Origin of the sequence: Hornefia porci (genome assembly GCF_001940235.1) — a bacterium.
Lineage (GTDB): Bacteria > Bacillota > Clostridia > Peptostreptococcales > Anaerovoracaceae > Aminicella > Aminicella porci.
The window spans coordinates 746,495-771,023 of the sequence record NZ_MJIE01000001.1 but is presented as its reverse complement, the minus strand read 5'-3'; the positions used below and the strand labels follow the sequence as shown (position 1 = coordinate 771,023).

24 protein-coding genes and 2 pseudogenes are annotated in these 24,529 nt (G+C 44.1%); 11 read left to right on the top strand and 15 right to left on the bottom strand.

The features are described from left to right. Positions 1–14: 14 nt before the first annotated feature. From BHK98_RS03645 to BHK98_RS14185, 3 genes and pseudogenes are all read right to left on the bottom strand, one after another. Positions 15–236 carry a sigma-70 family RNA polymerase sigma factor gene (locus BHK98_RS03645; protein WP_075712232.1) on the bottom strand — a complete coding sequence of 74 codons (222 nt, stop codon included), beginning with the start codon at positions 234–236 and terminating at the stop codon, positions 15–17. After that, entirely contained in the window at positions 233–589 is a 357-nt protein-coding gene (locus BHK98_RS14190) for an AAA-type ATPase lid domain-containing protein (RefSeq protein ID WP_465250956.1), read from the bottom strand. Before BHK98_RS14190 ends, BHK98_RS03645 begins: the two co-directional genes overlap by 4 nt. Continuing rightward, positions 590–856: pseudogene (locus BHK98_RS14185) on the bottom strand (sigma 54-interacting transcriptional regulator); the annotation flags it as partial. It lies immediately after the preceding gene. Positions 857–1,185: 329 nt separating this feature from the next. Between BHK98_RS14185 and BHK98_RS03635 the strand changes: the two are divergent. The 7 genes from BHK98_RS03635 (at position 1,186) to BHK98_RS03605 (ending at position 9,889) form a co-directional block, all read left to right on the top strand. Further along, complete coding sequence (locus tag BHK98_RS03635; RefSeq protein ID WP_075712230.1) at positions 1,186–2,016, top strand: IS110 family transposase; 831 nt, start codon at positions 1,186–1,188, stop codon at positions 2,014–2,016. Next, positions 1,971–2,375 carry a transposase gene (locus BHK98_RS13785; RefSeq protein WP_245796910.1) on the top strand — a complete coding sequence of 135 codons (405 nt, stop codon included), beginning with the start codon at positions 1,971–1,973 and terminating at the stop codon, positions 2,373–2,375. The genes BHK98_RS03635 and BHK98_RS13785 overlap by 46 nt, the downstream gene beginning before the upstream one ends. A gap of 464 nt (positions 2,376–2,839) precedes the next feature. Beyond that, positions 2,840–3,784: a dimethylarginine dimethylaminohydrolase family protein gene (locus BHK98_RS03625; protein WP_075712228.1), complete on the top strand. Its 945-nt coding sequence runs from the start codon at positions 2,840–2,842 to the stop codon at positions 3,782–3,784. A gap of 115 nt (positions 3,785–3,899) precedes the next feature. Beyond that, positions 3,900–5,285 carry a sigma-54 interaction domain-containing protein gene (locus BHK98_RS03620; protein WP_075712227.1) on the top strand — a complete coding sequence of 462 codons (1,386 nt, stop codon included), beginning with the start codon at positions 3,900–3,902 and terminating at the stop codon, positions 5,283–5,285. A 198-nt stretch (positions 5,286–5,483) separates the two neighbouring features. Beyond that, complete coding sequence (locus BHK98_RS03615) at positions 5,484–6,431, top strand: dimethylarginine dimethylaminohydrolase family protein (RefSeq protein WP_075712226.1); 948 nt, start codon at positions 5,484–5,486, stop codon at positions 6,429–6,431. A 3-nt stretch (positions 6,432–6,434) separates the two neighbouring features. After that, positions 6,435–8,156 (top strand): M28 family peptidase, encoded by a 1,722-nt coding sequence (locus BHK98_RS03610; protein WP_075712225.1) that lies wholly within the window; start codon positions 6,435–6,437, stop codon positions 8,154–8,156. Positions 8,157–8,179: 23 nt separating this feature from the next. Next, positions 8,180–9,889: a Na+/H+ antiporter NhaC family protein gene (locus tag BHK98_RS03605; protein ID WP_075712224.1), complete on the top strand. Its 1,710-nt coding sequence runs from the start codon at positions 8,180–8,182 to the stop codon at positions 9,887–9,889. 324 nt (positions 9,890–10,213) lie between these two features. Here BHK98_RS03605 and BHK98_RS13780 read toward each other — a convergent pair whose 3' ends face one another. Next, positions 10,214–10,579, bottom strand: a complete 366-nt coding sequence (locus BHK98_RS13780; RefSeq protein ID WP_245796821.1) for a transposase — start codon at positions 10,577–10,579, stop codon at positions 10,214–10,216. On the opposite strand from BHK98_RS13780, the gene BHK98_RS13775 reads away from it, so the two are divergent. Beyond that, on the top strand, positions 10,578–10,757 hold the full coding sequence (locus BHK98_RS13775) for a hypothetical protein (RefSeq protein WP_245796819.1): 180 nt from the start codon (positions 10,578–10,580) through the stop codon (positions 10,755–10,757). The genes BHK98_RS13780 and BHK98_RS13775 overlap by 2 nt on opposite strands. Positions 10,758–10,954: 197 nt before the next feature. Here the strand turns inward: BHK98_RS13775 and BHK98_RS13770 are convergent. Further along, positions 10,955–11,278 (bottom strand): annotated as a pseudogene (locus tag BHK98_RS13770) (IS110 family transposase); the annotation flags it as partial. Positions 11,279–11,649: 371 nt separating this feature from the next. On the opposite strand from BHK98_RS13770, the gene BHK98_RS03595 reads away from it, so the two are divergent. The 3 genes from BHK98_RS03595 to BHK98_RS03585 all read left to right on the top strand — a co-directional run bounded on the left by BHK98_RS03595 (position 11,650) and on the right by BHK98_RS03585 (position 15,913). Further along, the gene (locus BHK98_RS03595) at positions 11,650–13,206 is read left to right on the top strand and encodes a PucR family transcriptional regulator (RefSeq protein ID WP_075712223.1); all 1,557 of its coding nucleotides are present in this window, start codon (positions 11,650–11,652) and stop codon (positions 13,204–13,206) included. A 185-nt stretch (positions 13,207–13,391) separates the two neighbouring features. After that, positions 13,392–14,726 carry a purine-cytosine permease family protein gene (locus tag BHK98_RS03590; protein ID WP_075712222.1) on the top strand — a complete coding sequence of 445 codons (1,335 nt, stop codon included), beginning with the start codon at positions 13,392–13,394 and terminating at the stop codon, positions 14,724–14,726. 56 nt (positions 14,727–14,782) lie between these two features. After that, entirely contained in the window at positions 14,783–15,913 is a 1,131-nt protein-coding gene (locus BHK98_RS03585) for a DUF917 domain-containing protein (protein WP_075712221.1), read from the top strand. A 143-nt stretch (positions 15,914–16,056) separates the two neighbouring features. Here the strand turns inward: BHK98_RS03585 and BHK98_RS03580 are convergent, their stop codons facing one another. From BHK98_RS03580 to BHK98_RS03540, 10 genes are all read right to left on the bottom strand, one after another. Continuing rightward, positions 16,057–16,953: an IS3 family transposase gene (locus BHK98_RS03580; RefSeq protein WP_143404523.1), complete on the bottom strand. Its 897-nt coding sequence runs from the start codon at positions 16,951–16,953 to the stop codon at positions 16,057–16,059. Next, positions 16,950–17,240: a transposase gene (locus BHK98_RS03575; RefSeq protein ID WP_075712220.1), complete on the bottom strand. Its 291-nt coding sequence runs from the start codon at positions 17,238–17,240 to the stop codon at positions 16,950–16,952. The genes BHK98_RS03580 and BHK98_RS03575 overlap by 4 nt, the downstream gene beginning before the upstream one ends. A 274-nt stretch (positions 17,241–17,514) precedes the next feature. Continuing rightward, complete coding sequence (locus BHK98_RS03570; RefSeq protein WP_143404522.1) at positions 17,515–18,576, bottom strand: prealbumin-like fold domain-containing protein; 1,062 nt, start codon at positions 18,574–18,576, stop codon at positions 17,515–17,517. Positions 18,577–18,827: 251 nt separating this feature from the next. Continuing rightward, positions 18,828–19,769, bottom strand: a complete 942-nt coding sequence (locus tag BHK98_RS03565; protein ID WP_075712218.1) for a ParB/RepB/Spo0J family partition protein — start codon at positions 19,767–19,769, stop codon at positions 18,828–18,830. After that, positions 19,723–20,547, bottom strand: coding sequence for a ParA family protein (locus tag BHK98_RS03560; protein WP_075712217.1), 825 nt, complete (start codon positions 20,545–20,547; stop codon positions 19,723–19,725). Before BHK98_RS03560 ends, BHK98_RS03565 begins: the two co-directional genes overlap by 47 nt. 10 nt (positions 20,548–20,557) lie before the next feature. Beyond that, complete coding sequence (locus tag BHK98_RS03555; protein WP_075712216.1) at positions 20,558–20,989, bottom strand: hypothetical protein; 432 nt, start codon at positions 20,987–20,989, stop codon at positions 20,558–20,560. A gap of 91 nt (positions 20,990–21,080) precedes the next feature. After that, positions 21,081–21,224 carry a hypothetical protein gene (locus tag BHK98_RS13625; RefSeq protein ID WP_168851741.1) on the bottom strand — a complete coding sequence of 48 codons (144 nt, stop codon included), beginning with the start codon at positions 21,222–21,224 and terminating at the stop codon, positions 21,081–21,083. 129 nt (positions 21,225–21,353) lie between these two features. Further along, positions 21,354–22,304, bottom strand: coding sequence for a ParB/RepB/Spo0J family partition protein (locus BHK98_RS03550; protein ID WP_083628027.1), 951 nt, complete (start codon positions 22,302–22,304; stop codon positions 21,354–21,356). A gap of 455 nt (positions 22,305–22,759) precedes the next feature. After that, complete coding sequence (locus BHK98_RS03545) at positions 22,760–24,133, bottom strand: ImmA/IrrE family metallo-endopeptidase (RefSeq protein WP_075712215.1); 1,374 nt, start codon at positions 24,131–24,133, stop codon at positions 22,760–22,762. Then, positions 24,133–24,450 (bottom strand): helix-turn-helix domain-containing protein, encoded by a 318-nt coding sequence (locus tag BHK98_RS03540; protein ID WP_075712214.1) that lies wholly within the window; start codon positions 24,448–24,450, stop codon positions 24,133–24,135. Before BHK98_RS03540 ends, BHK98_RS03545 begins: the two co-directional genes overlap by 1 nt. Positions 24,451–24,529 lie beyond the last annotated feature (79 nt).

Genomic DNA, 24,529 nt, shown 5'->3' with positions numbered 1-24,529 from the left:
GAAAAATCTTAGGCTCATCTCAAAACTTTTTTTAATTTTTTTCTGATGGTTTCAAGCCGGTGTGAAATGGCTGATGGAGACACGCCGATTGCATCTGCATATTCCTGTTTTGACATTCCATCCTCATAGAGAGCCTTCAACAGGTCCCGCTGGCTTACGCTGAGTTCGGAAAACGCTTTTGCGATTCTTCTTTCATGGTCCGCTTTGTAATCCCTGTACTTTTCTTCTTCGATCATTGCAAAGGGATCACCTTCTGCACATATGATTCGTTTTCAGATATTGACGATGTACCCACAGATAACGAGGATGCTTCAACAATACACATAGAAGAATCTTTGTAATTAGAATCAAGATGCATATAATCAGGGATATCACGCTGGGTAATCATCCCGATGCGTTTGATGCTGCATGCATACTCAATGACATTTCGCAATTCACGAACATTACCTGCCCATGGATATTTGCTAAAAAAGAGCATTGTTTCATCGTCGATACCGGTAATGCTTAAGTTCAGTCTGTTATTGAACTGTGTAATGTAGTGATTGCATAGCAACGGAATATCATCGGCTCGATCTCTGAGAGGAGGAATGGTGAAACTCGCAACCTTCAGTCTATACAGAAGATCGCGACGAAATTCGCCTCTTTCTAGCATTTTGTAAAGCATCTCATTAGTAGAAGCAATTATTCGCACATCAGTTTCACGCTCAAATGTTTCACCAACGCGACGAATAGCATGGTTTTCCAAGGCGCGTAAAAGTTTACCCTGCAAATTAAGAGGTATTGAGTTTACTTCATCTAAAAACAATGTTCCACCTTCCGCAACCTCAAATAACCCGGGTTTATCAATAGACCCGGTATAACTTCCCTTTGCAGGCTACTTGGCATCTGAGTTTCTCAGCAAAACGTTTTGCGATAACGCTGATGGTGATAAGTTCATCGATGAGTTCTTCATCGGAGTGGGTTCCCTTTTCATCTCCCGTAGACGTTCCTCTCTTTCCGAGGTGTCTCATGTGCCCATCTACTAATAAGCGGACATTCGGAGGCAGTTTAAGAACCGTTTTTCGAAAAAAAGTTTTAGATAATATGAAGTGACCTCACATTTGTAGCAACGTGGATTTACCTGTATACTGATGATTGTCAAGATCAATGGTAACAGGGATTACCGCATACAAAAGGAGGTCACCTATGTATAGAATAATCAAAATCGGAATGGATGTCCATAGTACAAACTACACTTTATGCGCGATGGAACCCACAATCGGAGCAGAAGACCGGGTCTTCGGAGAAATACAGGTCGCTCCGGACTACAAAGAGGTCATTCTTTTTATTGAATCTTTGAAATTAAAACTTGGTCTCAAGAACGATTATTCTATTGAATGCGGTTACGAGGCAGGCTGCCTCGGATATACCATTTATCACCGGCTCACAGGAGCCGGGATTAAATGTGTTATTCTTGCGCCGACCACCATGCTCACCCCGCAGGGGCAACGGATCAAAACAGATAAGCGTGACGCTCATCTGATCGCTCAATGCTTGTGTTATGGCGGGTATCATCCGGTTTATATCCCTACCGGCGAAGATGATGCCGTCAAAGAATACGTCCGGATGAGAGACGACCATAAGCTGGCACTGAAAAAAATGAAACAGCAGGTCAATGCATTTGTTCTCCGGCACGGTCACCAGTATGCCGGGACGAAATGGACCATCAAGCATGTCACCTGGCTTAACAAACTTGAACTCGATCCGATGTATCGGGAAACGTTGAACGAATACATGACTTCCTACGAAGAACAGGAGGCAAAGATCGAGCGTTACGATAAGCGGATCGAAGAAATCTCTGCCGAGGCACGCTATCAGGAAAATGCCAAAAAACTGGTATGTTTCCTGGGCATTCGTACACACACGGCGCTGTCTTTGATCGTGGAGACCGGGGACTTTACCCGTTTCGCCAAAGGGAACACTTATGCGGCATTTCTGGGCTGGCACCCGGAGAACACTCCAGTTCCAAAAGCGTGAACCGGCTTGGCATTTCCAAAGCAGGAAATGCACACCTGCGCTGCCTGCTGATTGAAGTAGCAAATGGTATCTGCAAAGGGGCCATAGGACATAAGTCCAAAGAACTTTGCTCCAGACAAAACGGCCAGTCAGCCGAGGTCATTGCCTATGCCGATAAGGCGAATACCCGTCTACGCAGCAAGTATTACAGAATGATCCGCCATGTGAAGAAGAAAAATGTAGCGGTTGCTGATGTGGCAAGGGAACTTGCGTGCTTTATCTGGGGTATGATGACCGGTAACATCAGCAGAACCGCTGCGCGGCCCTTGACAGCCATCCGTCCCAGATATGAGTCGCACCTGAGCAGCAATCAGCAGTAGACTGCAGCTTGCTGCCAGTACAATAACAATTGAATACCTGTCAGCACCTGAAAGCTGTGATCACTGTAAGGTTCGAACTATCTGCGCCATCTCCTATGTTGGCACTTCGGTGATCCACGCTTTTAGATCGCAGAGCTCACGGCGGAACCATTAGCCTGTCGGTAACCAATCCACGAATAACAGAGTGGCCATATGCCGGGAACTGTTAAATCAAGGTTCCTTCCAGATGCTGACAGATTACACAAATGTGATCGTCAAGAAAAAGTTTGTTGGATGCAAAATTTACCTCTTGACAAAGGTCACTTCATAACAGGGGAGAAAAATCTTTTTTATTTGTAGGGAGAGAAAATGTGCAAAGATTCTTTGGCATGAGACTTGCAATTAACAGATTTAGGAATATATGCGGCTCACGTGCATGAACAAACAAAACAGAGATATTATTTTGTAGGAGGAGGTTATACCGTATGCTGGAAAATAAATTTGACATTGATGCAATACCTGGTGAAAGATGGTTCCCAAAAGAAACTACTTTTACAGAGGATATAAAGGAATACTGGGGAGATTACGGCGTGTGCTCAGAAGTAGATACTTTGAAGGCCGTACTGATGCGCCGTCCGGGAAAAGAAATTGAAAATTTCAATGCAGAAGAAGTTCGTTTTTCAGATGAGCCTGTGGATGTTGAACTGATTCGCAAACAGCATGATGACGTTGCCAAGATTTACAGTGACTTTGGTGCAAAGGTCTTTTATGTTGATGAACAGAGAGAAGATCGGCCGAATGCTGTCTTTTGTAGGGATTTAGTTTTTATGACGCCGGAAGGAGCAATTCTTGCGCGACCCGGAATGGCTGCAAGACGAGGTGAGGAACGATACGTAGCGCAAGCCTTAGCGAAAATTGGTGTTCCTATTCTGACATCAATCGCTGGAGATGGAATCTTTGAAGGCGCATGTGGTATGTGGGTCGACCGCCATACGTGTGTTGTTTCAACGGGATCAAGATGCAACAAAAGCGGATATGACCAAGTCAAATATCAATTAGAACGTATGGGCGTTGAAGTTTATCATATGCAACAACCCTACAGCAATATCCATATTGATGGATTGATGAATCCTATCAGTAATGATATGGTTTTAATCCATGCAGGTCAAGTTCCGTATGACATTATCGATATGCTAAAGAAAAAGGGGTACAAGATTCTGGAGGCCCCATCACGGACTGAAGTTCGAGAAACTTTTGGATGCAATTTTGTTGCATTAGAACCAGGACATATCGTTTTGCCAGATGGAAATCCTAGAACACAGGAGTTACTTGAGCAAAATGGTGTAAAGGTTGAAACCGTTGACATTTCCGAAATTCGTAAGGGAAAGGGTGCACTACATTGCATCACTGCATATCTTAAGAGAGGATAGTAACTAACCTCGAAAGCCTTCATCCTTATTTGGTGAGGGCTTTCAGTTTATTGCAAACGCTGGGGGTTTGTAATAAAATATTTGGTATTAAGACAATAGGACAAGCGAGGCCCTTATGCTAAGAAGATATGTAGAGCAATTGCTCAATGTTTATAATTACATAGATGGCATCATGGTTGTAGACAAAGACGGATACATTGAGTATTTCGAGTCTTTCAGACCTGATGTAAACAAACTTAAAGAGAAGAATATTCTCCATAAGCATGTGACTGAAGTATACCCAGGACTTACCAACGAAACTAGTAGCGTGATGCGAGTCCTCAGAACTGGTGAGCCGATTCTAAATGAATATCAGACGTTAATGACTTATAATGGTCAAAGCATTCGTGCTATCAATACGACTATGCCCATTAAGCAAAACAACGAAATTATTGGGGCTGTTGATGTTTCTCGCTATTTAGATTCACCGTATCGGCGACAGAATATTACGCTGAAAGAGAGGAAAGAAATAAAGACAAGTCATCTTTATACCTTGGACGATATAATTACGGCTTCCAAAAGTATGGAGATCATTAAAGAACGAATTCCGATGGTTGCAAATACTGATTCTTCGGTTTTAATCTATGGCGAAACAGGGACGGGAAAGGAATTAGTAGCGCAATCTATCCATACTTCCAGTAAGCGAAAAAACAAGAGATTTGTGTCTCAGAACTGTGCAGCAATACCTGGGAATTTGCTAGAAAGCATTCTTTTTGGAACTACCAAAGGAAGTTATACTGGTGCGGAAAATAAAGCTGGACTGTTTGAAATCGCAAATGGAGGAACACTATTTCTAGATGAAATAAACTCGATGGAAATAGGCGTGCAAGCGAAAATCCTGAAGGCAATTGAGGAAAAACAAGTTTGCCGCCTCGGAGGGTTTGACCCAATCAAAATAGATGTCAAGATAGTTTCTGCGGCAAACGTACAGCCGCTTACTTGCATAGAGACTGGTCAGATGAGGGAGGATCTTTTTTATCGATTAAGCGTCGTTCAGATTAATATTCCACCATTACGAGAGCGGCTGAATGATTTGGTATTGCTTATTGACTACTTCATTGAAAACTTCAATGAAGTTCAAGGCAAAGACATTAAGGGTGTCGATGAAGAGGTAGAGCGTATTTTTCAAGGATATGAGTGGCCCGGAAATGTCCGGGAACTTAGGAATATTATAGAGGGTGCGTTTAATGTATCGGCAAGCAAGTTCATACAGAAGAAAGATTTGCCCGAATATTTGATTAATCCCATTGTGCCAAAGTCTACTCGTGAAAATTCGTATCGGGAAACAACACCCCTTCTTCAAAAGGGACAAACCCTAAGTGAAGCCTTAAATGCGTATGAGAAAGCGCTGATTGAAGATGCAATAGAGAATAGTAGAACGTTAGTCGATGCGGCTAATCAATTAGGGATTACTAAACAGTCGTTGCATTACAAGATGGGAAAATATAACTTGGGGAAATAATCTGCTCTGGATTCTAATGATAGTATTTGATAAAATATTCTTTACTTTTAGTAAAAAGAATTTTACCAAGTACTATTTTTTTTACTAAATAGCTTGTATTCAACCCAAAACACTTGGCACTGTTCTTGCGGTATATATTTTGTAACAATTAGAAATTGTACGTGAGCAGTAAAACCATTAAGACAAGGAGGCTTGTTTATGGAATTATCTAAGGTTAGAGACATTGATGCTCTCCCCGGTGAAAGGTGGTTTGCGAAAGAAACTACAATCATTGATGACATGAAAGAACTCTGGGGGGATTGGGGCGTATGCTCTGAAGTAGATACCCTTCGCGATGTAATCATGCGTCGTCCAGGAAAGGAAATCGATAATTTTGATTGGCAAGCTGCGAGATTTAAATCCGCTATTGATCCGGAAAAATTTCGAGCTCAGCATGATAATTTAGCTCAGATCTATAGGGACCACGGTGTTCGTGTTCATTATGTGGAAGAACAGAGAGTGGATAAACCCAATGCGCTATTCTGCAGAGATTTGCTTCTGATGACTCCAGAGGGTGCTATTGTTACCCGGCCAGCAATGGAGGCACGTAGAGGAGAAGAACGGTATATGGCAAAGGCTCTTGCAGACTTAGGCGTTCCTATCATTCGGACTATCTGTGGAGACGCAACCTTTGAGGGTGCGATGGGTCTATGGATTGACCGTCATACAATTGTCCTTGCCTCTGGCGTGAGAACTAATAGAAACGGATATGAGATGGTTGAATATGAGCTGAAAAGAATGGGTGTAACGGACATTCTTCATATGCAGATTCCTTATGGCCATGCGCATATCGATGGTCTTCTCAATATGGCGAGTCATGATGTGGCAATGATTCATGCATCTCAGGTGCCGTACGACGTATGCGATGCGTTAAAGAAGAAGGGAATCAAACTTCTGGAATGCCCGTCCAGAATTGAGGCAAAAGAAACGTTTGCGATTAACTTCGTTGCGATTGAACCTGGAACGATTGTAATGCCGGAAGGAAATCCGAGGTCTCAAGAACTGCTAGAGAAGAATGGAATCAACGTTATTCCGGTAGATTATTCAGAGGTCATGAAAGGTTATGGAGCAATGCATTGTTGCACCGCATTCCTGAAGAGGGGGTAGAACATGAACATTTATGAAAAACTTAAATCAGAAATTTCTCTGGACAATATTTACAAGGACATGGCATTTCTGATTGACGAGGTCGGTGAAAGACTTTCTGGCTCGGAAGAAATGACAAAAGCCACCGAGTATTTGTGCAAACGTTTAAATGAGAATATCGGTAATGGGCGAATCGATCATTTTCCGATGTATATGAGTTACCCGGGAGAGGCGACTTTGAAAGTTACATCTCCTTGCGAAAAGGACATTCCGGCTCGTCCAGTGTGTCATATTGATTCTACGCCTAATAGAGGAATAGAGGGCGAAGTAATTTATCTTGGCTCTGGTGGCTATGAAGACTATAAAGGCGTTGACCCACAGGGGAAGATTATTTTAACCGATATGAATTGGAGTCCTGCTCGTCCGGAGAAAGCGAGAATCGCTTGGGAAATGGGTGCGAAAGCATTAATTATCATGAACTGGGGAACTTCGGATAGTGATTTGATTCAGATGGGTGCCGTAAAGACCCAGTGGGGAAATCCTACTCCAGAAAATGAGGATGAAATTGTTCGGCTGACAGTTATCAGTATCTCCAGAAAAGAGGGAGAGGAACTGGAAAGCCTTTGTAAAGAAGGAACCGTTTCTGTTCGTATTACGGCACAGGCCACGCGAGAATGGATTACTGCAAGCCAGCCTGTCGGAAGAGTTCATGGCGGCAAGAGTAATGGCGAATATGTTTTGTTAGGTAGCCATGTAGACGCATGGGGAAAGTCGGCAATTTGTAATGCTTCTGGCGATGCGCTTAATTTGGAGATTGCGCGAATTTGCAATAAATACAAGGACGAACTATTAAGGGATATAGAATTTGTTTTCTGGGATGGACACGAGATTGCTGAAGGTGGTGGTTCCACTTGGTACACCGACAATTACTGGAAGGACATGACAAAAAATTGCATTGGCTATATTAATATCGATAATCTTGCTATTCAGGGGACTACAGTACCTGGCGTAGAGGGACAGCCGGAATTAAAAGAAGTATTAATGGACGCAATCCAGAAAATCTTTGGAGAGGAAGGCGTTTGGCATCAGGCATATAAGGGCGGTGGAGACTCCTCATTTTTCGGTGTAGGAGTTCCTTATAACTCTTTTGCAACAGAATACACAGAGGAGAAATTGAAGGAACTCAATTATGCATTTTATAGTCCTTGGCTGCATACTCCGAATGATACTATTGATAAAATTGACCGGGATTTGTTACAGAAACATGCAGAGTATTTCTTGTATGTGTTAGATCAGTTCGCCAATAGTGAGAGTGTTTCTTACGACTTAAAAGCTCTTGGTGACGATGTGAAGAGTCAATGGGCTTCCGTTACAGGCAAGGCAGGACGTGCAGAGGATGTATTAACCACAATCGATTCTGTTGTAGAAGAATATGCAGACAAGATGGCAAAAGTTGAAACGCTTAGAACAACAAATCCAAAACTGTTTAATAAACTCGCCTTGATGTGTGAGCGCCAGACTACGATGTTCCGTTGCTGGTCTGGAAAATACGGACAGGACGGTTGTGGATCTCTTCAGACTGAGAAGGCAATCCCAGCTTTGGATAAAGCATTATGCAAGTATAACAAAGCAGAGGCAGGATCTGATGAATATTACGAATGGGAGACGCAAGTACTTAGAGTTCGTAACATGGTTTATGATGAACTGCAAATTTCGATTAACTATTTCGATTTGGCTACACAGTAGCAATTACCGAAAGGAGAAGACAAATGTTAACGAAAGTGTCGGGTAGACGATGGGCAATAGCCATTATATTCGTTTTTGCTATGTTGCTTTTTACCAATATTGTTTTGGCGGATGACGGTGACGAAACAAAGAATTACGGGGTTTTGTCCCTTGTGGTTCCGATTATCGCAATTGCGATGTCTTTCATTACAAGACAGGTAATTTTATCATTGGGAACAGCAGTCTTTGTTGGTGCTGTTATCTTAAACGGAGGTAACATCTTTTATGGATTCCTTCGGACCTGTGATACCTACATCATTGCAACAGTTACAGATACTTGGGATATTACACTTATTCTGTTTATCTTAGCAGTAGGAGGCCTGATTGCTGTAATGGCCCGGATGGGTGGAACACAGGCAATGGCATTGGCTATGGCTAAGAAAGCAAAGACCGCAAAGTATGCTATGATTGCAACATGGATTATGGGAATTATCATCTTCTTTGAAGACATGGCAAATTCCTTGATTGTAGGACCTACGATGAGACCTGTTACAGATGAGTTGAATGTATCTCGAGAGAAGCTGTCCTATATCATTGATTCCACCGCGGGGCCAGTTACGGATATGGCGTTCATTTCTTCGTGGGTTGCTTATGAAATCGGTATGATTGGAATTGCATTTACAGCAGCTGGAATGACTGTAGCAAATGCGTATGGAATTTTCCTGCAAACCATTCCTTACAGATTCTACAATATCTTTGCTATCGCATTGGTCATTATTCTGATCCTGACAGAAAAAGACTACGGACCGATGTATAATGCAGAGAAGCGTGCACGCCTTAGCGGAAAACTTTATGAGGATAATTCTAAACCCATGATGAGCAAAGAACTGGATGCAATGAATGTAAAGGAAGGCGTGCCACTCAGAATGTGCAACGCAATTGTTCCGATTGTTACATTTATCGTGGTGACTCTTCTGGCAATGTGGTATACCGGAAAAGGTTACAAGGAGCCAATGAATATCAAAGGCATTCAGAATTCCTTTGGAAATTGTGATTCCGCTTCCAGTATCTTCTATGCGGTAATCCTGTCATCGATTGTTTGTATTGTCATGGCGGTTGCACAGAAAATCATGACACTGAGAGAAGTTATCGATGTATGGCTAGACGGTTGCAAAGAACTTCTTTTGACTGTAACCATCCTGCTGTTCGCGTGGACTTCCGGAAACCTGATGGGAGAACTTGGAACTGGTGATTACATTGCCGAACTGGTTGGTGGCAATGTTCCGGGTGTAGTTCTTCCAGTAATTATTTTCGCAGTATCTTGCTTGGTATCTTTCTCTACGGGTACTTCGTATGGAACTACTGCAATTATGATTCCGATTGCATTCCCTCTGGCTATGGGAGTTACAGGAGGAACCTTCAATGAATATGCAGTTCTTGCAATTGCATCTGTAACCAGCGGAGCCATCTTTGGAGATCATTGTTCTCCGATTTCGGATACAACGATTATGTCTTCTATGGGATCTGCAGCAGACTTGATGGATCACATAAGGACACAGATTCCGTATGCAGTAACGGCCGCTGTTGTTGCGGGCGTAATTGGCTTTATCCCGGCTTCCTTGGGCGTTTCGCCTATCATTCTGATTCCTATCGGTATCGTTGTATTGTATATCGTGGTTAGAGTCCTCGGAAAGAGCACTAAACTTGAAGATTTACAGGCTGAGACCGCACAAGAGTCAATAGAAATTTTGTAGACTCCGAGTCATAACATCCAAGAACTAATAAATAAAAGAGCCGAAAAAGGTCTTCAAATTAATACGTGGCGAGTTAGCCATCATGTTTCCCGACAGACTGCTGGATTGAGGCAGAAAACTGAATTGCCCTAGGCTGACATTTTGCCGTTTTATTGACATGCGTGGCAATTTATGTTATTTAGTAAACAGCGGCCGATCACTAGGGGTCGGCCGCTCTATTCTCAGATTATCATAGAAAATCCTGATTTACAGAGATTTCTTCACTCACGGGAATGATGGTCTGATCCATCTGACAGCAACGTGCTCAATGATTTAGAAGCGGTATTACTCCAGATCAAAGGCAACTTCGTCAGTCATAATCTTGAAGATGATACGGACAAGCTTGTCGGCATAATGCCCCAAGGCATTGTAGTGATTGCGGCCCTCAGCACGTTTCTTCCCATAGAGGTCATGAAAGGTCTTGTTGTACTTCACGACGTTATGAGCAGCGTTCATGAGAGCAAATCGTAGCGTACGGGATCCTCTCGTGGACATTCTGGTCTTGGCAGCTCTGAATTTACCAGACTGATAGACCACAGGATCCAGACCTGCGTAGGCAAGCAGTTTGCCCGGACATGAGAAGCGATGGATGTCGCCGATCTCTCCGAGAATGATTCCGCCGTTGATGTATCCGATACCAGGAATCGTCATGATCACGGAGGGTATCAACGATATCCTTCATCTCGGCGTCCACATCATTGATCTGCCTGTCCAGCAGTTCGATCTGCTCGATCGCCTGAACGATCTGGATGGACAGGGCATGGTCGCTGATGCCGACGACTTCTGTGCGAGAACTCTTAACTCTAAGGCCATTTCCTTCTTGAAGTGACCGTGGGAGGCAGAAACAAGAAGGTTCTTTAGATGAGTCAGATGCATGGAAGCGATCTGCTGATGCGATGGTGCCTCTTTCAGGATGGCATAGCAGGTTTTCTGATGAATGCTGGGTTTGAAGAAGTACTGGAATTCCGGGAACACCTGATCCACATAGGTGGTCAGCTGGATCTTGCGGCGGGAGCTCTGCTTGATCAGATTCATCCGGTTTCGACCCAGGTTTTTCAATTGCAGGTAGGTAACATCCTGCAACTCAACAAATCGATGTGGCTCGTTCATCAGGACCCTAGCGATAATGAATGTATCAATACGGTCAGTCTTGGGCTTGCGGATGTTGTTTCTCCGCATGGCGGCCGACTGGATCGGATTGATCAGGCAAACCTTGAAGCCTCTTGAAACGAGGAAGAACAACAGGTTGTTGACGTAGTGTGCCGTAGATTCAAGATCAATGATGAGGCTGTCAGTATCAAAGACATTGAGCTTTGAAAGCAGCGGATAGAAGCCATCATTGTCGTTTGTGAATTCAAACGGCTTAACGAGTACCTTGCCATCGTCCGGAACGACTGATGCGAAGTGGTGAAGTGGTTGAGTTTGGCAATGTCAATGCCAACGTAATTCATAGGAACATCTCCCTTCCTTAAGTGAGATACTGTGATGCCCACTTTAACGATCGCCTTCGTAGACTTGATGGAAATGAGTGCTCAGGGCATGCTCCGGCAAATCCAGCTATAAACGATTCAGATAATGTAGCGGTAATACACTCCTATCCAGTAGTCGCACTACAGGGAAAAATAACTTATCCACAGTATCTGAATGTATTATGGCATCACGATTAGAAAACGAAAGGAAAAATGGTCAATTCGCTTCTATATTGATCATACAAGACATAGATGCAAACAACAGTACAAGATATTCTTCGACTTCAAAGCTTGCAAACAGGGCGTCTGATTGCAGGACAACAAGGCTCTTCTTGTCATGTCAGTGGTGCCACAATTTTAGAATTGACAGAAATGGGGAGCGGCGGAGGAGAAGAGCTGCTGGAAGGGTCTCTTAAAAAAAATGAAATTCTTATTACCGCATTATATAACATAAGAAATAATGTGGAAGACCAATGCACTGCGATACGGACAATGAATAGACTTAAGGCTTCTGGATTGATAGTATTTTACTATGGATTTGTCGTGAAGGAATTCGATAGGAAGGTAGTTGAGCTGTGCAACGAACTAGAATTCCCGCTAATTGTTATAGACTATGATGAGCGAGTTAGCGTCGCCTATGCAGATGTGTTGAACGATATCCAGGCGTTGGTGCGGGGTGAGGGCGATGAGATGCTTCATGCCGCTATTAATTCAATGATACAACTTCAGCAAAATGGAGGTAGCGTAAAAGAGGCGCTGAGTCAAATTGTAAAAAATCGACATGCGGAGATTGTTGCGGTAGATGTGACTTCGCAGAGAATATTATGCAGCACGTTGTCGGAAAAGGAAGAATTCGAGTTTGAAAATAAAGAAATGCGAACCCTTCCGCTTAACATGTTGCGTTTTGAATTATTGGCAGGTGAGACACAGTATTATGGTCAACGTTACTATTCTGGTTATTTGGAACTGTCGTTAGTTTTAATAACATCCAAAGGTGAAAGAAAAGTACCGGTTGAGTTTATGTTTTCTTGTATGAGCTTTTGCATTAACCTCTGGCGATTGAATTTAATCTTTACAAAAGGAGACAGTTTAATCAATTCAATTGTGCAGAAGGAGTGGAAGCGAGCGCGCAGGGAGTTGATGTTTTATCGGCAAGAGGAGAGCATGTCGTGGCATTTTATTATGTATGATACGAGTAAATCCTCGTGCGCACTAATTCAAAATGTCAAAGAAACGCTACAAAGAGAAGGTGTACCTTACGTAGAAGGAAAGAAAGAGAACCTTTCAATCATTATTTATAATCAATACGCTGACGTTAATAGTAACTCAATTGATCCACTTTTTCATCTTGATTTGCCGCTAGAAGATGGAAAGTTGGTGTATGCATCTAACGTAAGTGATGAGCACGAACTCTTCCAAATGATTTGCGATACTGTAGAAGAGTGGGCCTTTATCTGTGACTTATTCCGTTCTCGTAGTTTGCTTGGTCGTTTTGAATTGATGGAGGCAGTAGCATGCAAACGAGACTGTGATAAGGAAGAAGCGCGTGAGCAAACAAGAAGAATTCTAAAACCACTAATTGATTATGATAAACAGCGAGATGGACTGTTAATTGAGACACTGTCTACATTTTTAATAGATGCAAATCGTAGCTTTAAAGACGTTGCAGAATTAACTTATATTCATCCCAATACAGCGCAGTACCGCATTCGAAAGGCAGAAAGCCTGCTGGGAACTGATTTTAACCAAACTGCAGCTGTGCATGTAGTATATCATGCTGTGTGCGTTTATCGAATGATGGAAGGATGAAGCCCTAAGAAGGTGGCAATGTTCTGAAAACGAAAGAGGCTTGCTTTTTTTGTTTTTGGAACATTGCCTGTTTTTTTGATAATTGTTATAATTCTTACAACGGCTTAAGGGTGAATAAACAGTAGGCATTATTGGACATAATCTTTTATTAGCCCTAAATCGATTATATGTGAGGAGGCGGAATTATGAGTAGCACAGAAAATGGAGAAGTGTATGTTAATGATTATGCGACCATACCAGTGCCGATGGATAAAAGACGGTCTTCGTTCTTACTAGCGATGGTTCTTGTGGGAAGCATCATTTGTCTTAGTTCCATGTACGTGGGAGCAAGTTTCGTAGGAGCACTCACATTGACACAGGTTGTGATTGCTTGTTTGATTGGAAACGCAATACTGTCAGTCTTAGGCGGATTATTGAGTTACATCGGTACGAAGACAGGCGTGGGTGTTGCCATGCTTATGCGTCAGTCTTTTGGGGTTGTAGGGAATTACATTCTTGCAATTCTTACTGCCGTGGTAGAACTTGGATGGTTTGGCTATCAGTGTGGATTTTTTGGACAGACTATACATGTTATGTTCCCCAATGCCGGAGTAATTACGGATCCTGTAGTTGCTGGAGTCTGGGGTGGTTTCTTGATGATGACCACAGCATTCATTGGCTATAAAGGCCTGGAAATGCTCAGCAATATTGCATCCCCATTGATTTTATTGATGTGTATTGTCGGATGTGGCATTGCAGCTGTAAAGGTCGGTGGAATGGATGCGTTTAACCAAATAACATTGGAAACAAACGGAACCATGTCCTTAGCTGTAGGAATTGTTTCTGTTATTGGTGCTTACGCAATGGGTGCAGTATTGCAGCCGGATCTTACACGTTATGGAAAGAAGGGCAGCCATAGTGTTATAGGGGCTGTCTTCGGATTCATGATTGCAAACACCTTTGTCATTGTTGCGGGCTACTTTATGTGCACAAGTGTAGGAACTAGTGACGTAGCGACCGGATTGTTGGGTATTCTTGGAACATGGTCATTGTTGATTCTAATTCTTGCTCAGTGGACCACCAACGATAACAATTTGTACTACTCTTCTCTGGCGGCAGTTGTTGCAATGCCTAAGTGGAAGAAAAAATATGTCGTAATTGTATTCGGCATTATCGCAACCTTTGCAGGAGCGATGGGTATCGTAAATTACTTTACTTCTTGGCTGGGCCTTCTGGGAACTGCTATTCCACCAGTTGCAGGAATCTTAATTGTTGATTACTTCTTTGTAAAGAAGAAGGATTATCACTTTGGTGTCGGCGTAAAACATTATTTTTGTTCTACTCCAGCATTGATTAGTTGGATCGCTGGGTGCACTGTAGGATTTACAGTTACCTGGGGTATTGCAGCAATCAACAGCATGGTTGTGGCAGCAGTTGTTCACATTGTGTTGTCCGCTTGCCTTAAGAATGATTCCGGAAAAATGTATTTTGGAGGGCTTTTTGAGGAAAGTGAACGAGGTGAACTGAAGAAAGTTGAGTAGGAAAGGTAGCGAAAAGAATCTCAAAATGAGATATTACTAGGAAAGGAGAACTTATTATGGCTACAATGTATTTGGAAAATCGTCAGATGGCAGAGGACTTCGTTCGTGGATGCACTTTCATGGGAACAGGAGGAGGCGGTTTGCCGGCTAATGGGCTGGACTCACTGATGAGCGAGATTGAAAAAGGAACTAAGGTAGGATGGATAGATGCAGATGATATCCCTGATGAAGCAACTACCGCTTGCCCCTTCTTGATGGGCTCTATTGCACCCCATACCCCGGAGATTGAAGCGGAGATGACAGATTTCGGTTACGTGAATCCTAATTATTCTGAGAAAGAAATGCTTGCTAAAGCCATTGAATACCTTGGAAAATTCTGTGGAACAAAGATTGATGCCGTTGTTCCAATTGAACTTGGTGGGGCCAATACTCCCGGCGGTGTTACAGCAGGCATTGTTAGCGGAGCAGTATGCGTAGACGGTGATTATACAGGCCGCGCTATTCCTGAAATTCAGCAAACAACACCTTACCTTCATGGAAAGACTCTTTGGCCAGTTGCTTCCGTAGATGCATACAATGACATTTCCTATATTGAGAAAGCGAAGAACTACCGAATTGTAGAACGTTTGGGAAAGAAAATTGCTGAGAGCGCCTACGGCTTGGTGGGACAGGCGGGATTTATCATGAGCGGCAAGGAAATGAGGGAATGTATCAATAAGGGAACCTTGAGCACTTGCTACAATATTGGAAAGATGATTCGAGAAGCAAGAGAGGGAGGGCAAGACCCTGTCAAATCTGTTCTTAAGGAGTTGGATGGTTATTTGCTAGCCACCGGTACCGTTAGTAACAAGGAGACATGGGATGATGGCTACTATTATGGATATCATACCATTGAGGGAACTGGTGTTGACGCAGGTAATACCTTTAAGATTTTCTTTAAGAACGAGAATCATGTAATGTGGAAGAATGAGAAACCTTATGTCTCTAGCCCCGACATCATTACTGTGGTGGATGCAAAAACCGGGGGACCTTATGCAAATCCGATTCTGAAAGTAGGAGATGAGGTTTGTGTAATAGGCTTAAAGGCAAACCCGGTATTCCGCTCGGAAAAAGGAGTCGCTATTCTTGGGCCAAGATACTTTAAGTTTGATTTCGATTACGTTCCGATTGAGGAAACTGTAAAGTAGTGAGTGTGCATTGATTTCAGAGGGATCTCCGGTGATATTGCCGGGTTCCTCTTTTATATCTGGTGGATATAAGGAGAATTGTGTATGGGTATTTTATCAAAACTGGAAATGTCAATATTTGTGCAGTCTTTAAACCCACAAAATTATGCAGCTTCTGCTAACGATTGTTTCAGACGTCTCCTGTAAGCTGCCGGCGGGAGACCATCCGGATTTGAAGTGTATATCCTTATCTGGTTGTAGTAGATAAAGACATACCTGAAGATGATTGTTTTAACTTCTTCCATCTTCATCTTGTATGTTGGAATCCTGTAGAGGAGCTCCTTCTTGAGAGTAGCGAAGAAGCTTTCCATCCGGGCGTTATCAAAGCAATGGTTCACGCCGCTGAGGCTCTGCAGAACACCGGCATTATTGAGTTCTTCACGGAATGCTTCACTTGTATACCGGCTTCCGCGATCTGAATGGAGTATGGCTCCGTTCAAAGGAAACCTTTTGGCTGCTGCATTGAATGTATCAATGCACAGTTCCTTGCACATATTGCTTCGCATTACCAGAGAAAGTATTTCTCCGTTGAAGCAATCCATTATTGGAGATATGTATAGTTTGCCGTCACGGCATGCTATCTGAGATATATCGGTAAGCAACTTCTGATACGGCTGATCTGACCTGAAATCCTGTTTGATCAGGTTTTCCTTCTCCTGTATTTCAGTAGTTGCCCTGGTTAAGCCTTTCGGACGGCGCTTACGTTCATGGAGCCAACCATTTTCCTTCATGATTCTGGCTGTCCTGCGCTTACCAGCCTTGTAACCGCGATTTCCAAGTGCTATCTGCATTCGATCCACACCATAGTTATCGTTGTATATATTCTCATCGAGTATTTCCTGCATAACTGCCGAAAGAACAGCGTCCTTGCCGGGCTTACCGAGATTCCTTTTGAATCTGTAATAACCGGTCTCGCTCACGTTCAGGACATCGCACATAACGCTTACAGGCCATCTGCTGCTGTATTCACGAATGAACTCAAAGCGTTTCCGGGCTCTCACTTCTTCCGGCTTTGTGCGAAAAAACCGAGGGCCTCCTTGAGTATATCGTTAGCTCGCCTGGTTTCCCGAAGCTCCGCTTCGAGTTCCTTAATGCGACGATCCTTTTCGCTGAGCGGTATCATTTTGTTACCACTGCCAACGAAAGATTCTTCGCCGTGAGCTTTGCGCTGGCGACGCCAGTCGGCAAGTGTGTAATACTTGATGCCGAGTTGCTCCGCAGCTGCCTTGACGCCGATTTCATCGGCCAGTTCAAGAGCCTGCAGTTTGAATTCCTTATCGTATTTCATGTCTCCACCTCCCTGATGATATATTATCATCTTTTTGTGGATTTAACGACTGCATTTAAATGATACTACTCCAAAACTGCGCAAATATTGTTTCATACTCTCCTAAAATCCTTTTCGCAGTTGAATCTAAAACGCTCTCATTTTAAAATCGTTGCAGTTATATGATAAATGAAGAAGCATAGAGGAGGCAATCACGGCCTCCTCTATGCATTTTGAGTTCTTTTGCCCCTACGCACTGCCCCCCATTGTCAGACCCCACGGAAGGAGCCCACTGTTAGACCCGAATGAACAGAGACCCTAAAAAACTTTGATTACCCACGTTTTCTTTCACCGGATCCGAAGTAATGTCGATGATCTCTCCGTCTTTTCGGATGCTGATGGCTCTGGACCATTTCTCATTCAGAAGATATCCGGAAGGCGCTTTGGTCTCTTTCAGGGAGCCGTATGGCAGGGCATCTGCAGCAGACTTTGCAAGGCCTTTCTTGTCCGTCCTGATCGTAACTGCCGCTTCTTCTTGGTTGATTTTCTTCTCTCCGAGGAAAACCGTATGACCGCTTTTGTTAAATGCGGTGAATTCCGCGCCTTCCAGCGTGGCATCTCCCTGTGCATACGGTTCATCCAGATCGTTATCAATCTTCTGCAGGCGGAATCCGCCCCGGATATCCTCCAGATATCCTGCCACCATGTCCTGCACGCCGCTCATGGTGCTGATGAACACCTTGAAATTTCCCGGGATGGCCTCATCTTTTTCCGAATCCGCATTCCAGAGTCCGTCTCCCAGTTTCTTTGCCTTTGTCCAGATATCCCCCAGGCCGGAAGCTTTCGTTCCGCCCCAGGTCGCCATATCGGACGGCCTTCCTTCGTAAACATAAGCCATGGCAAGATGAGCGATAGCCCAGTCTTTGGTGAAGTTTCCGGTGTAATATGCGCCCTTGATATTGCCGGTATTCTTTTCATATCCCGGATAGGACGGGGAGTAGAATACGATGTTCCTGAGCGCATTCCATTTTCCCTTGTCGTCGGAATCGGTGATCACTTTGTCTACCGTGACCTTTCCTGTAGGCGGCGATGCCTTGGCCGGCTGGACGCAGTAGGTATACCGGCTTCCCAGCCCGTCGCCCAGATCGCATTTCCTGGAATTGCTGTAGCCTCCGTCACCGGAGCCGTAGGTGATCCTGCCTCCGTCAATGACCGTATAGCTGCTTCCCACCTTGCCGGTGAATGCGCTGGCCGTCTCCGTCACTGCAGGAAGGGCGGATCCCAGCACCATCATGGATGCAAAGGCGATGGTGAGCAGCTGCTTGAATTTCTGCTTAAGTTCTGTTTTCCTGTTCAAAACCGTTTCTTCTTTCCGTTTCAGGGCAATCGCAGTAAAATTCACCAAATCACAGATTTGGGAATCTCTTGCGGCTGACCTTCATCGGCGCTGAAGCGCCGTGATAGGGCAAGCAAAAACGCCTGTGCATTCACACAGACGCCTCAGTTTGCCTCTCTTCTTTTAAGTATTTTTCTTCTTCGGGTAGTAACTGGTAGTAAATAAAGGGAGGGTTACAGGGAGGGAAAACGGGGAATGCGTACTCCCGCATTTTACCGTTCCTGATCCCTCGCTTTTCGCTGGAGAAAGCGGTTGTAGTGCTCCATGGCTGCCGCAACAAAATCCTCCCGTTTGGACAGTGGCAGGTCCCTTGGAAAAAGCTTTGCGATCCGGTCTCCCCGGAAGACGATGCGCTCCTTCTGGTTAGGCTTCTCCTCCAGCATGACTGCCTCGATGGATTCCGGAGTCAGTTTGCTTTCCCCAGCCATTTTTCTCATCCTGATCGCCTGAGAATGGGTAGGAGTGCACTGCTCCATGTCGATGCAGTTTAAGATGTCTTCCTGAATCTCTTTCGGGATATATGACAGTTCTACTGCCGGACGTAGGGCAATCTTTCCTTCATCCACCAGTTCCAGAATTTCCGGAATCAGTTCGGTGAGGCGGATATATCGGTGAATTTGGCTCTTACTATCTCCAACTTGATTAGATAATTCTATATTTGATCTTTCTAACTTCGTCCCCAGTGGGGACGAAGTTAAATCAGTTCGTTTTCCCTGCCTATTCATCGCCTCCAGCCTCATCTTGTAGGCGAATGCTTTTTCACTGGGAAGGATTGTCGTTCTCTGAAAATTGGATTCCACCATGAAGACCGTAGCTTCATCCCGGTCCATTTCTACGACGTCGCAACGGAGAGTGGGGAGTCCGGCCAGCTCGCAGGCTCTTTTTCTCCTGTGTCCTGACAGCAGTTCATACCGCCCATCTTCTTTTTTTCGTACCGTCGCGGGAGTAATGATCCCGTTAACGCGGACACTCTCCACCAGATTCATCATGCCCTCATCATCCCGGACCTTGTAGGGATGATCCGGGAAGGGATCGATCTCAGTCAGCGGTATTTCGTAGATCCGCTTGAGTTTAGCGTCATCCCGTTCTTCCTGAGAGGAAAACAGTTCATCGAGTGATGGAAACTGTATCTCTTCTCTTTTCTCTTTCGCCACCGCGGATCACCTCCTTCGTCAGTGCTTCATAGGCTTTTGCCACTTTTCCGTTTCCGTCATAGTCAAAGATGCTCTGTCCGGACTTGGCTGCCTCTGCCGCTTTCACCGCCACCGGGGTCTGGGTATCGAAGATCCGGACCGCCATCCCGTAGTGGGTCCGGATGCTGCTGATCACATCTCTTGCCAGGTTGGTCCGGTTGTCCACCAGCGTCATGACGATGCCTCCGATTTTCAGGTCCGGATTGGTGTGGGTCTTGACCCGGTCGATACTCTTCATCAGCTGCGTCATTCCTTTGGCAGGAAGATACTGGGCCTGCACCGGGATGATCACTTTGTCCGCTGCGGTCAGCGCATTGATGGTGATCATGCCTAATGACGGCATGCAGTCGATCAGAATATATTCGTAGTTTTTCTTTATCGGCTGAAGAAGGTTATCCAGCACCTTTTCTCTGCTCATGGCGTTCACCAGACTGACTTCCATAGAAGAGAGATCCAGATTGGACGGGATCAGATCCACGCCTTCCTCGTGATGAAGGATCGTATCCTCCACGATGGGTTTGCAGTCTCTGGTGACCAGATACATCAATCTGCCCAGGGATTTCTCCAGATCATCCCCGTTCCATCCCAGAGACTGGGTGAGGTCACCCTGTGGATCCGAGTCGATGAGCAGCACCTTCTTTCCGGCTCTGGCAAGACCCACGCCCAGATTCAGCGCCGTGGTGGTTTTTCCCACGCCGCCTTTCTGATTGCAGATCGCAATGGTTTCGTATTTTGCCATTCCTGACCTCCTAACTCAGCAGCTTCTGATCCTTACTGGGAAACATGTCACGAAGCCAGCCTTCCACGCAGTACCAGTCAACATATCCGTCATCAAAGAATGAGTCGGCAAATACTTCGCAGGCATCAGGAACTTCACTGATGCAGTAATCCAGTGCCTCCATTTCCGCTGCAGCGGATTCCATTCCATTCTGGCGAAAGATCCTGCCGAGAAGGGCGATCATAGCACCCGGTTCATCCGAACAGGCCTCTGTTTCCAGCTTGCGCACGATCTCCAGGACCACTTCCTCATCCATCTCTTCTGTCATACCGGCAAAATGCTCTGCAGCTCTCCTGGCAAGTGCATCCACCAAAGGGCAGCCTGCGCAGCTTTCTGTTTCACGGGCTCCGGTTTCTCCCAGTCCCATTGCAATAATTTTCATTGTTTCCTTTGTTGTAGCCATCTCTTAGCCTTTCTCCGAAAGCCGGATAGAAAAATAACCCCGCACCGGATTGTGCAGGGTCATGTATTCAGCTTCCGGCTGAAAGGATAGCTTAATCGTCAAGGAATTTTACCAGGAGATCGTCGATGGCATCGGTGTAGCGGTTCTCCTGTATCAGCTTGTTTTTCATTTCGATCAGACATAGGACGATGATTCTGCGTTCATCGTAGCTCAGCTTATATTTGTTTCCGAACATCTTTGTGACCTCCCTTTTTTTCTTTTATCATATGGGAGAAATGATTCACCGGCAATTATGCGAATGAAGGCAGCAAGTGGAAAATTATTTTTTCCTGCAGCCGACCCATGTAAATATGCCTCTCATATCTTAACGGGAATGCTTCGCCCGTTCCCTCCTTGCCCGATACTTGCCATAGTGATCCAGTGCTTTGATAATGTAATCTTCACGCTGTGAAACCGGAAGGTTCTCCGGCAGATATGTTCTGATCGTCTCTGTTTTCAGAATGACCCGGTCTTTCTGATTCGGCTTTTTCTCACCCAGCAGTTGATAGACCAGCTCTCTGGTGAGGCTGCTGCTTTCGGCCAGTTTCCTCAATTCCTTTGCCTGAGCGTGGCTGGGCGTTCGTTTTTGATAATGGACGGCCGCAACAACAACTTCCTGCCATTCTCGTGGAAGATAGGACAGCTCCACGGCAGGCCGCAGGGCGATCTTTTTCTCATCCACCATCCGCAGGAGAGACGGAATGAGATGGGTCAGGCGGATGTACCGGCGAACTTGTTCGGAACTTTCACCGATTTGATTGGCTAAAATATTCCGAGAAGTTTGTTGCTCCAACTTCTGCTCCAGTGGTGCAGAAGTTAAATCGGTTCGTTTTCCCTGTCGTTTCATGGCATCAAGCCGCATCTTATATGAAAAGGCTTTCTCACTGGGAAGGATTTCTGTTCTCTGCAGGTTGCTGTCCACCATGAAGATGACGGCTTCATCCTGATTCAGTTCTACGATTTTGCAGGGTAGGGTGCTGAGTCCTGCAATTTCGCAGGCCCGCTTTCTCCGGTGGCCGGACAGCAGTTCATATCTTCCGTCTTCTTTTTTCCGGACGGCGGCTGGAGTGAGCACACCGTTCATCCGGATGCTGTCCACCAGAGCTTTCATATCCTCGTCCTCCCTGACATGGAACGGATGCTTAGGGAAGGGATCTATCTCACTGATTGGAATAAGATGAATTTTCTTCTGAACGGCATCGTTCTTGTCATCCGGTAAGGTTAACGGCTCATCTATAAACAGTGGATTGGTTTTCTGATATATTTCATCGGTCATCCGGTATCATCTCCTTCAATATCTTTTGAATGTATGATCTGCAGCAGCTGCCGGTTCTGTCTCAGAACTTTTCTATACTCAGATATTAAGGACTGAAAGGGTCCGCTTCAATTATGCGAAATCGCAGAATCGCTCCCAACAGGTGTGACCACTCCGCAGCTTCAAGTTCCACGGACTCTCAAAAATATGCGAATTCGCACATTTTCTCCCATCAAAATCCTCAAAAAACATGCCGTTATATACCGTTGTATGCGGTTATATGCGGTGCAAAACCGGATGCTCTGAAACCCGCAAACCGTTGCAATCGACGGATCCCTTGGAATTGCATAAAAAAAGAGCAGCTTCGAAAAGCTGCTCGATCTGGCGGAGGACACGGTGTTCGAACCCCAGAGGCCGCATAAACACTGGGTTTTGGGAATTCAAAACCGGTGAAATCCCATTTATCCCATTTGTTCTTAAGTGCTTGCATTTGAACTGTACATTTCTGCATGAACTCGAATCATAACTTTGAATATAATTTCATACAGATTAGTATAATTTCCCTCTTTATCGGCTAACTCCAGAGCTGAAATGTACTCATCTTTCTCTTCAACCTTTATATATATTGGACTTAATTCAGATCTAACTAGTTGCATATTCATAAATGCCCTAGAAGTTCTGCCGTTACCTTCAGGGAAAGGATGTATTACCGTAATTCGATGATGAACTCGAGCAATATGCATTATGTATTCACTGGGTTTGAGTTCGTGCCTTTTTTCAAAGAATGATTTGATCTCAACATCAATCTTCGCCAATTCAGGATAAATGTCTCTAAAATCAACGGCTTCAAATTTTGCACCTAGAACGAGAACATTTTGCTGACGAGGATTACCTCCAAATTCCGGACATGGATAGTATGAAAACAAATCTCGGTTTAGAAGAAATGTATCATATATGCTTAACGTGTCTTTTGTCGGCGATTCAAAAATCGACTGATACATTTTATAATGACCAGCAATTGACATATATGCCTCGTGTTCTTCGTTACAGTATGTGCTGTTTTGAGCATTTAATCTTAAATCTGTTACTATTTCAGATGCTTCTTCAATTGTAACTTCTGCTCCTTCCATTCGGCTATCATTGTAAATGTATTCATGTTCAAACAAGTATCTTGCATTATCGTTAGGAGTGAATCTCAGTTGTTCTGCATAGTTGTCGACGAGATCACAATATAAGTCCAAATATGTAAGACCTAGCATTTTCCTGACATTGTCTGGTTTGAATTTTTTAATGCGTTTTTTTAAACTGTCAGGAGAAGTGTCGCCGTCTATAGCATGAATCTTATAGGCTATTCTATATAAGCATGATTCAAAGCTAACACCAAAATAATCTGCGATATGCAAAACTGATTCTAAAGAAACATTACCGTTTTCATCACTATACTGATTTACTTTTTTTCTGAGTTCAAACATGGGCATTAGAAGTGCCGAGGCAAAAGCGTCTGCAAATTTTTCTGATGCATCACGTGCTCCTATTGCGCACGCGATTTGATTATCTGAATCTTTGAGATGATGGCATAATTCATGCGCTGCAGTAAACCTTTGCCTTGTTATTGGTCGACGTGCATTTATTGAAACAATCGGAACATCATCTTCTCCTTTTGCAGGAATATATACGCCTTCGAGTTTTTTGAAATTTCTTAATACAAAAGTAACCCTTTCGTAATTTAACATTTCGAAAGGGCTTATGGGAAATGATATCGGAGTTGCATTATAGAACGCATTTAGGTAATCGCTTGCTAGTAATTCCGGGTCACTAAACCTTAACGCATCTGAATAAATATTCGTCATTATAACCTCTGTGATTTTATCTGTTCCTTAAATCTAATTAAATTCATTATTTCCGCCTGGTCAGTTTCATTTAGTTTTTCAAAGCTTCGTGCAAATATCATCGCTGGCTCACTATACTCTGTAGCACCTAAAAGTGAATCTGCTGAAATACCAAATAAGTTACTCAACTTAGCAATCTCATCCGCGGTAATTTTTCTGTTTCCATTTTCCATCTGAGAATATGATGCTCTGTTAATATTTAAGTAATTCGATACATATTCTTGCGATAGATGGAGTTGATTCCTATAGTTTTTTAATCTTTCATTTATTTCCTTCATACTTAACTCCTCCTTATCTTCTATTATTAGTATAATCTATTGTGTTGGAAAAATCAACGCTCAATGTTAGAATTGCTAA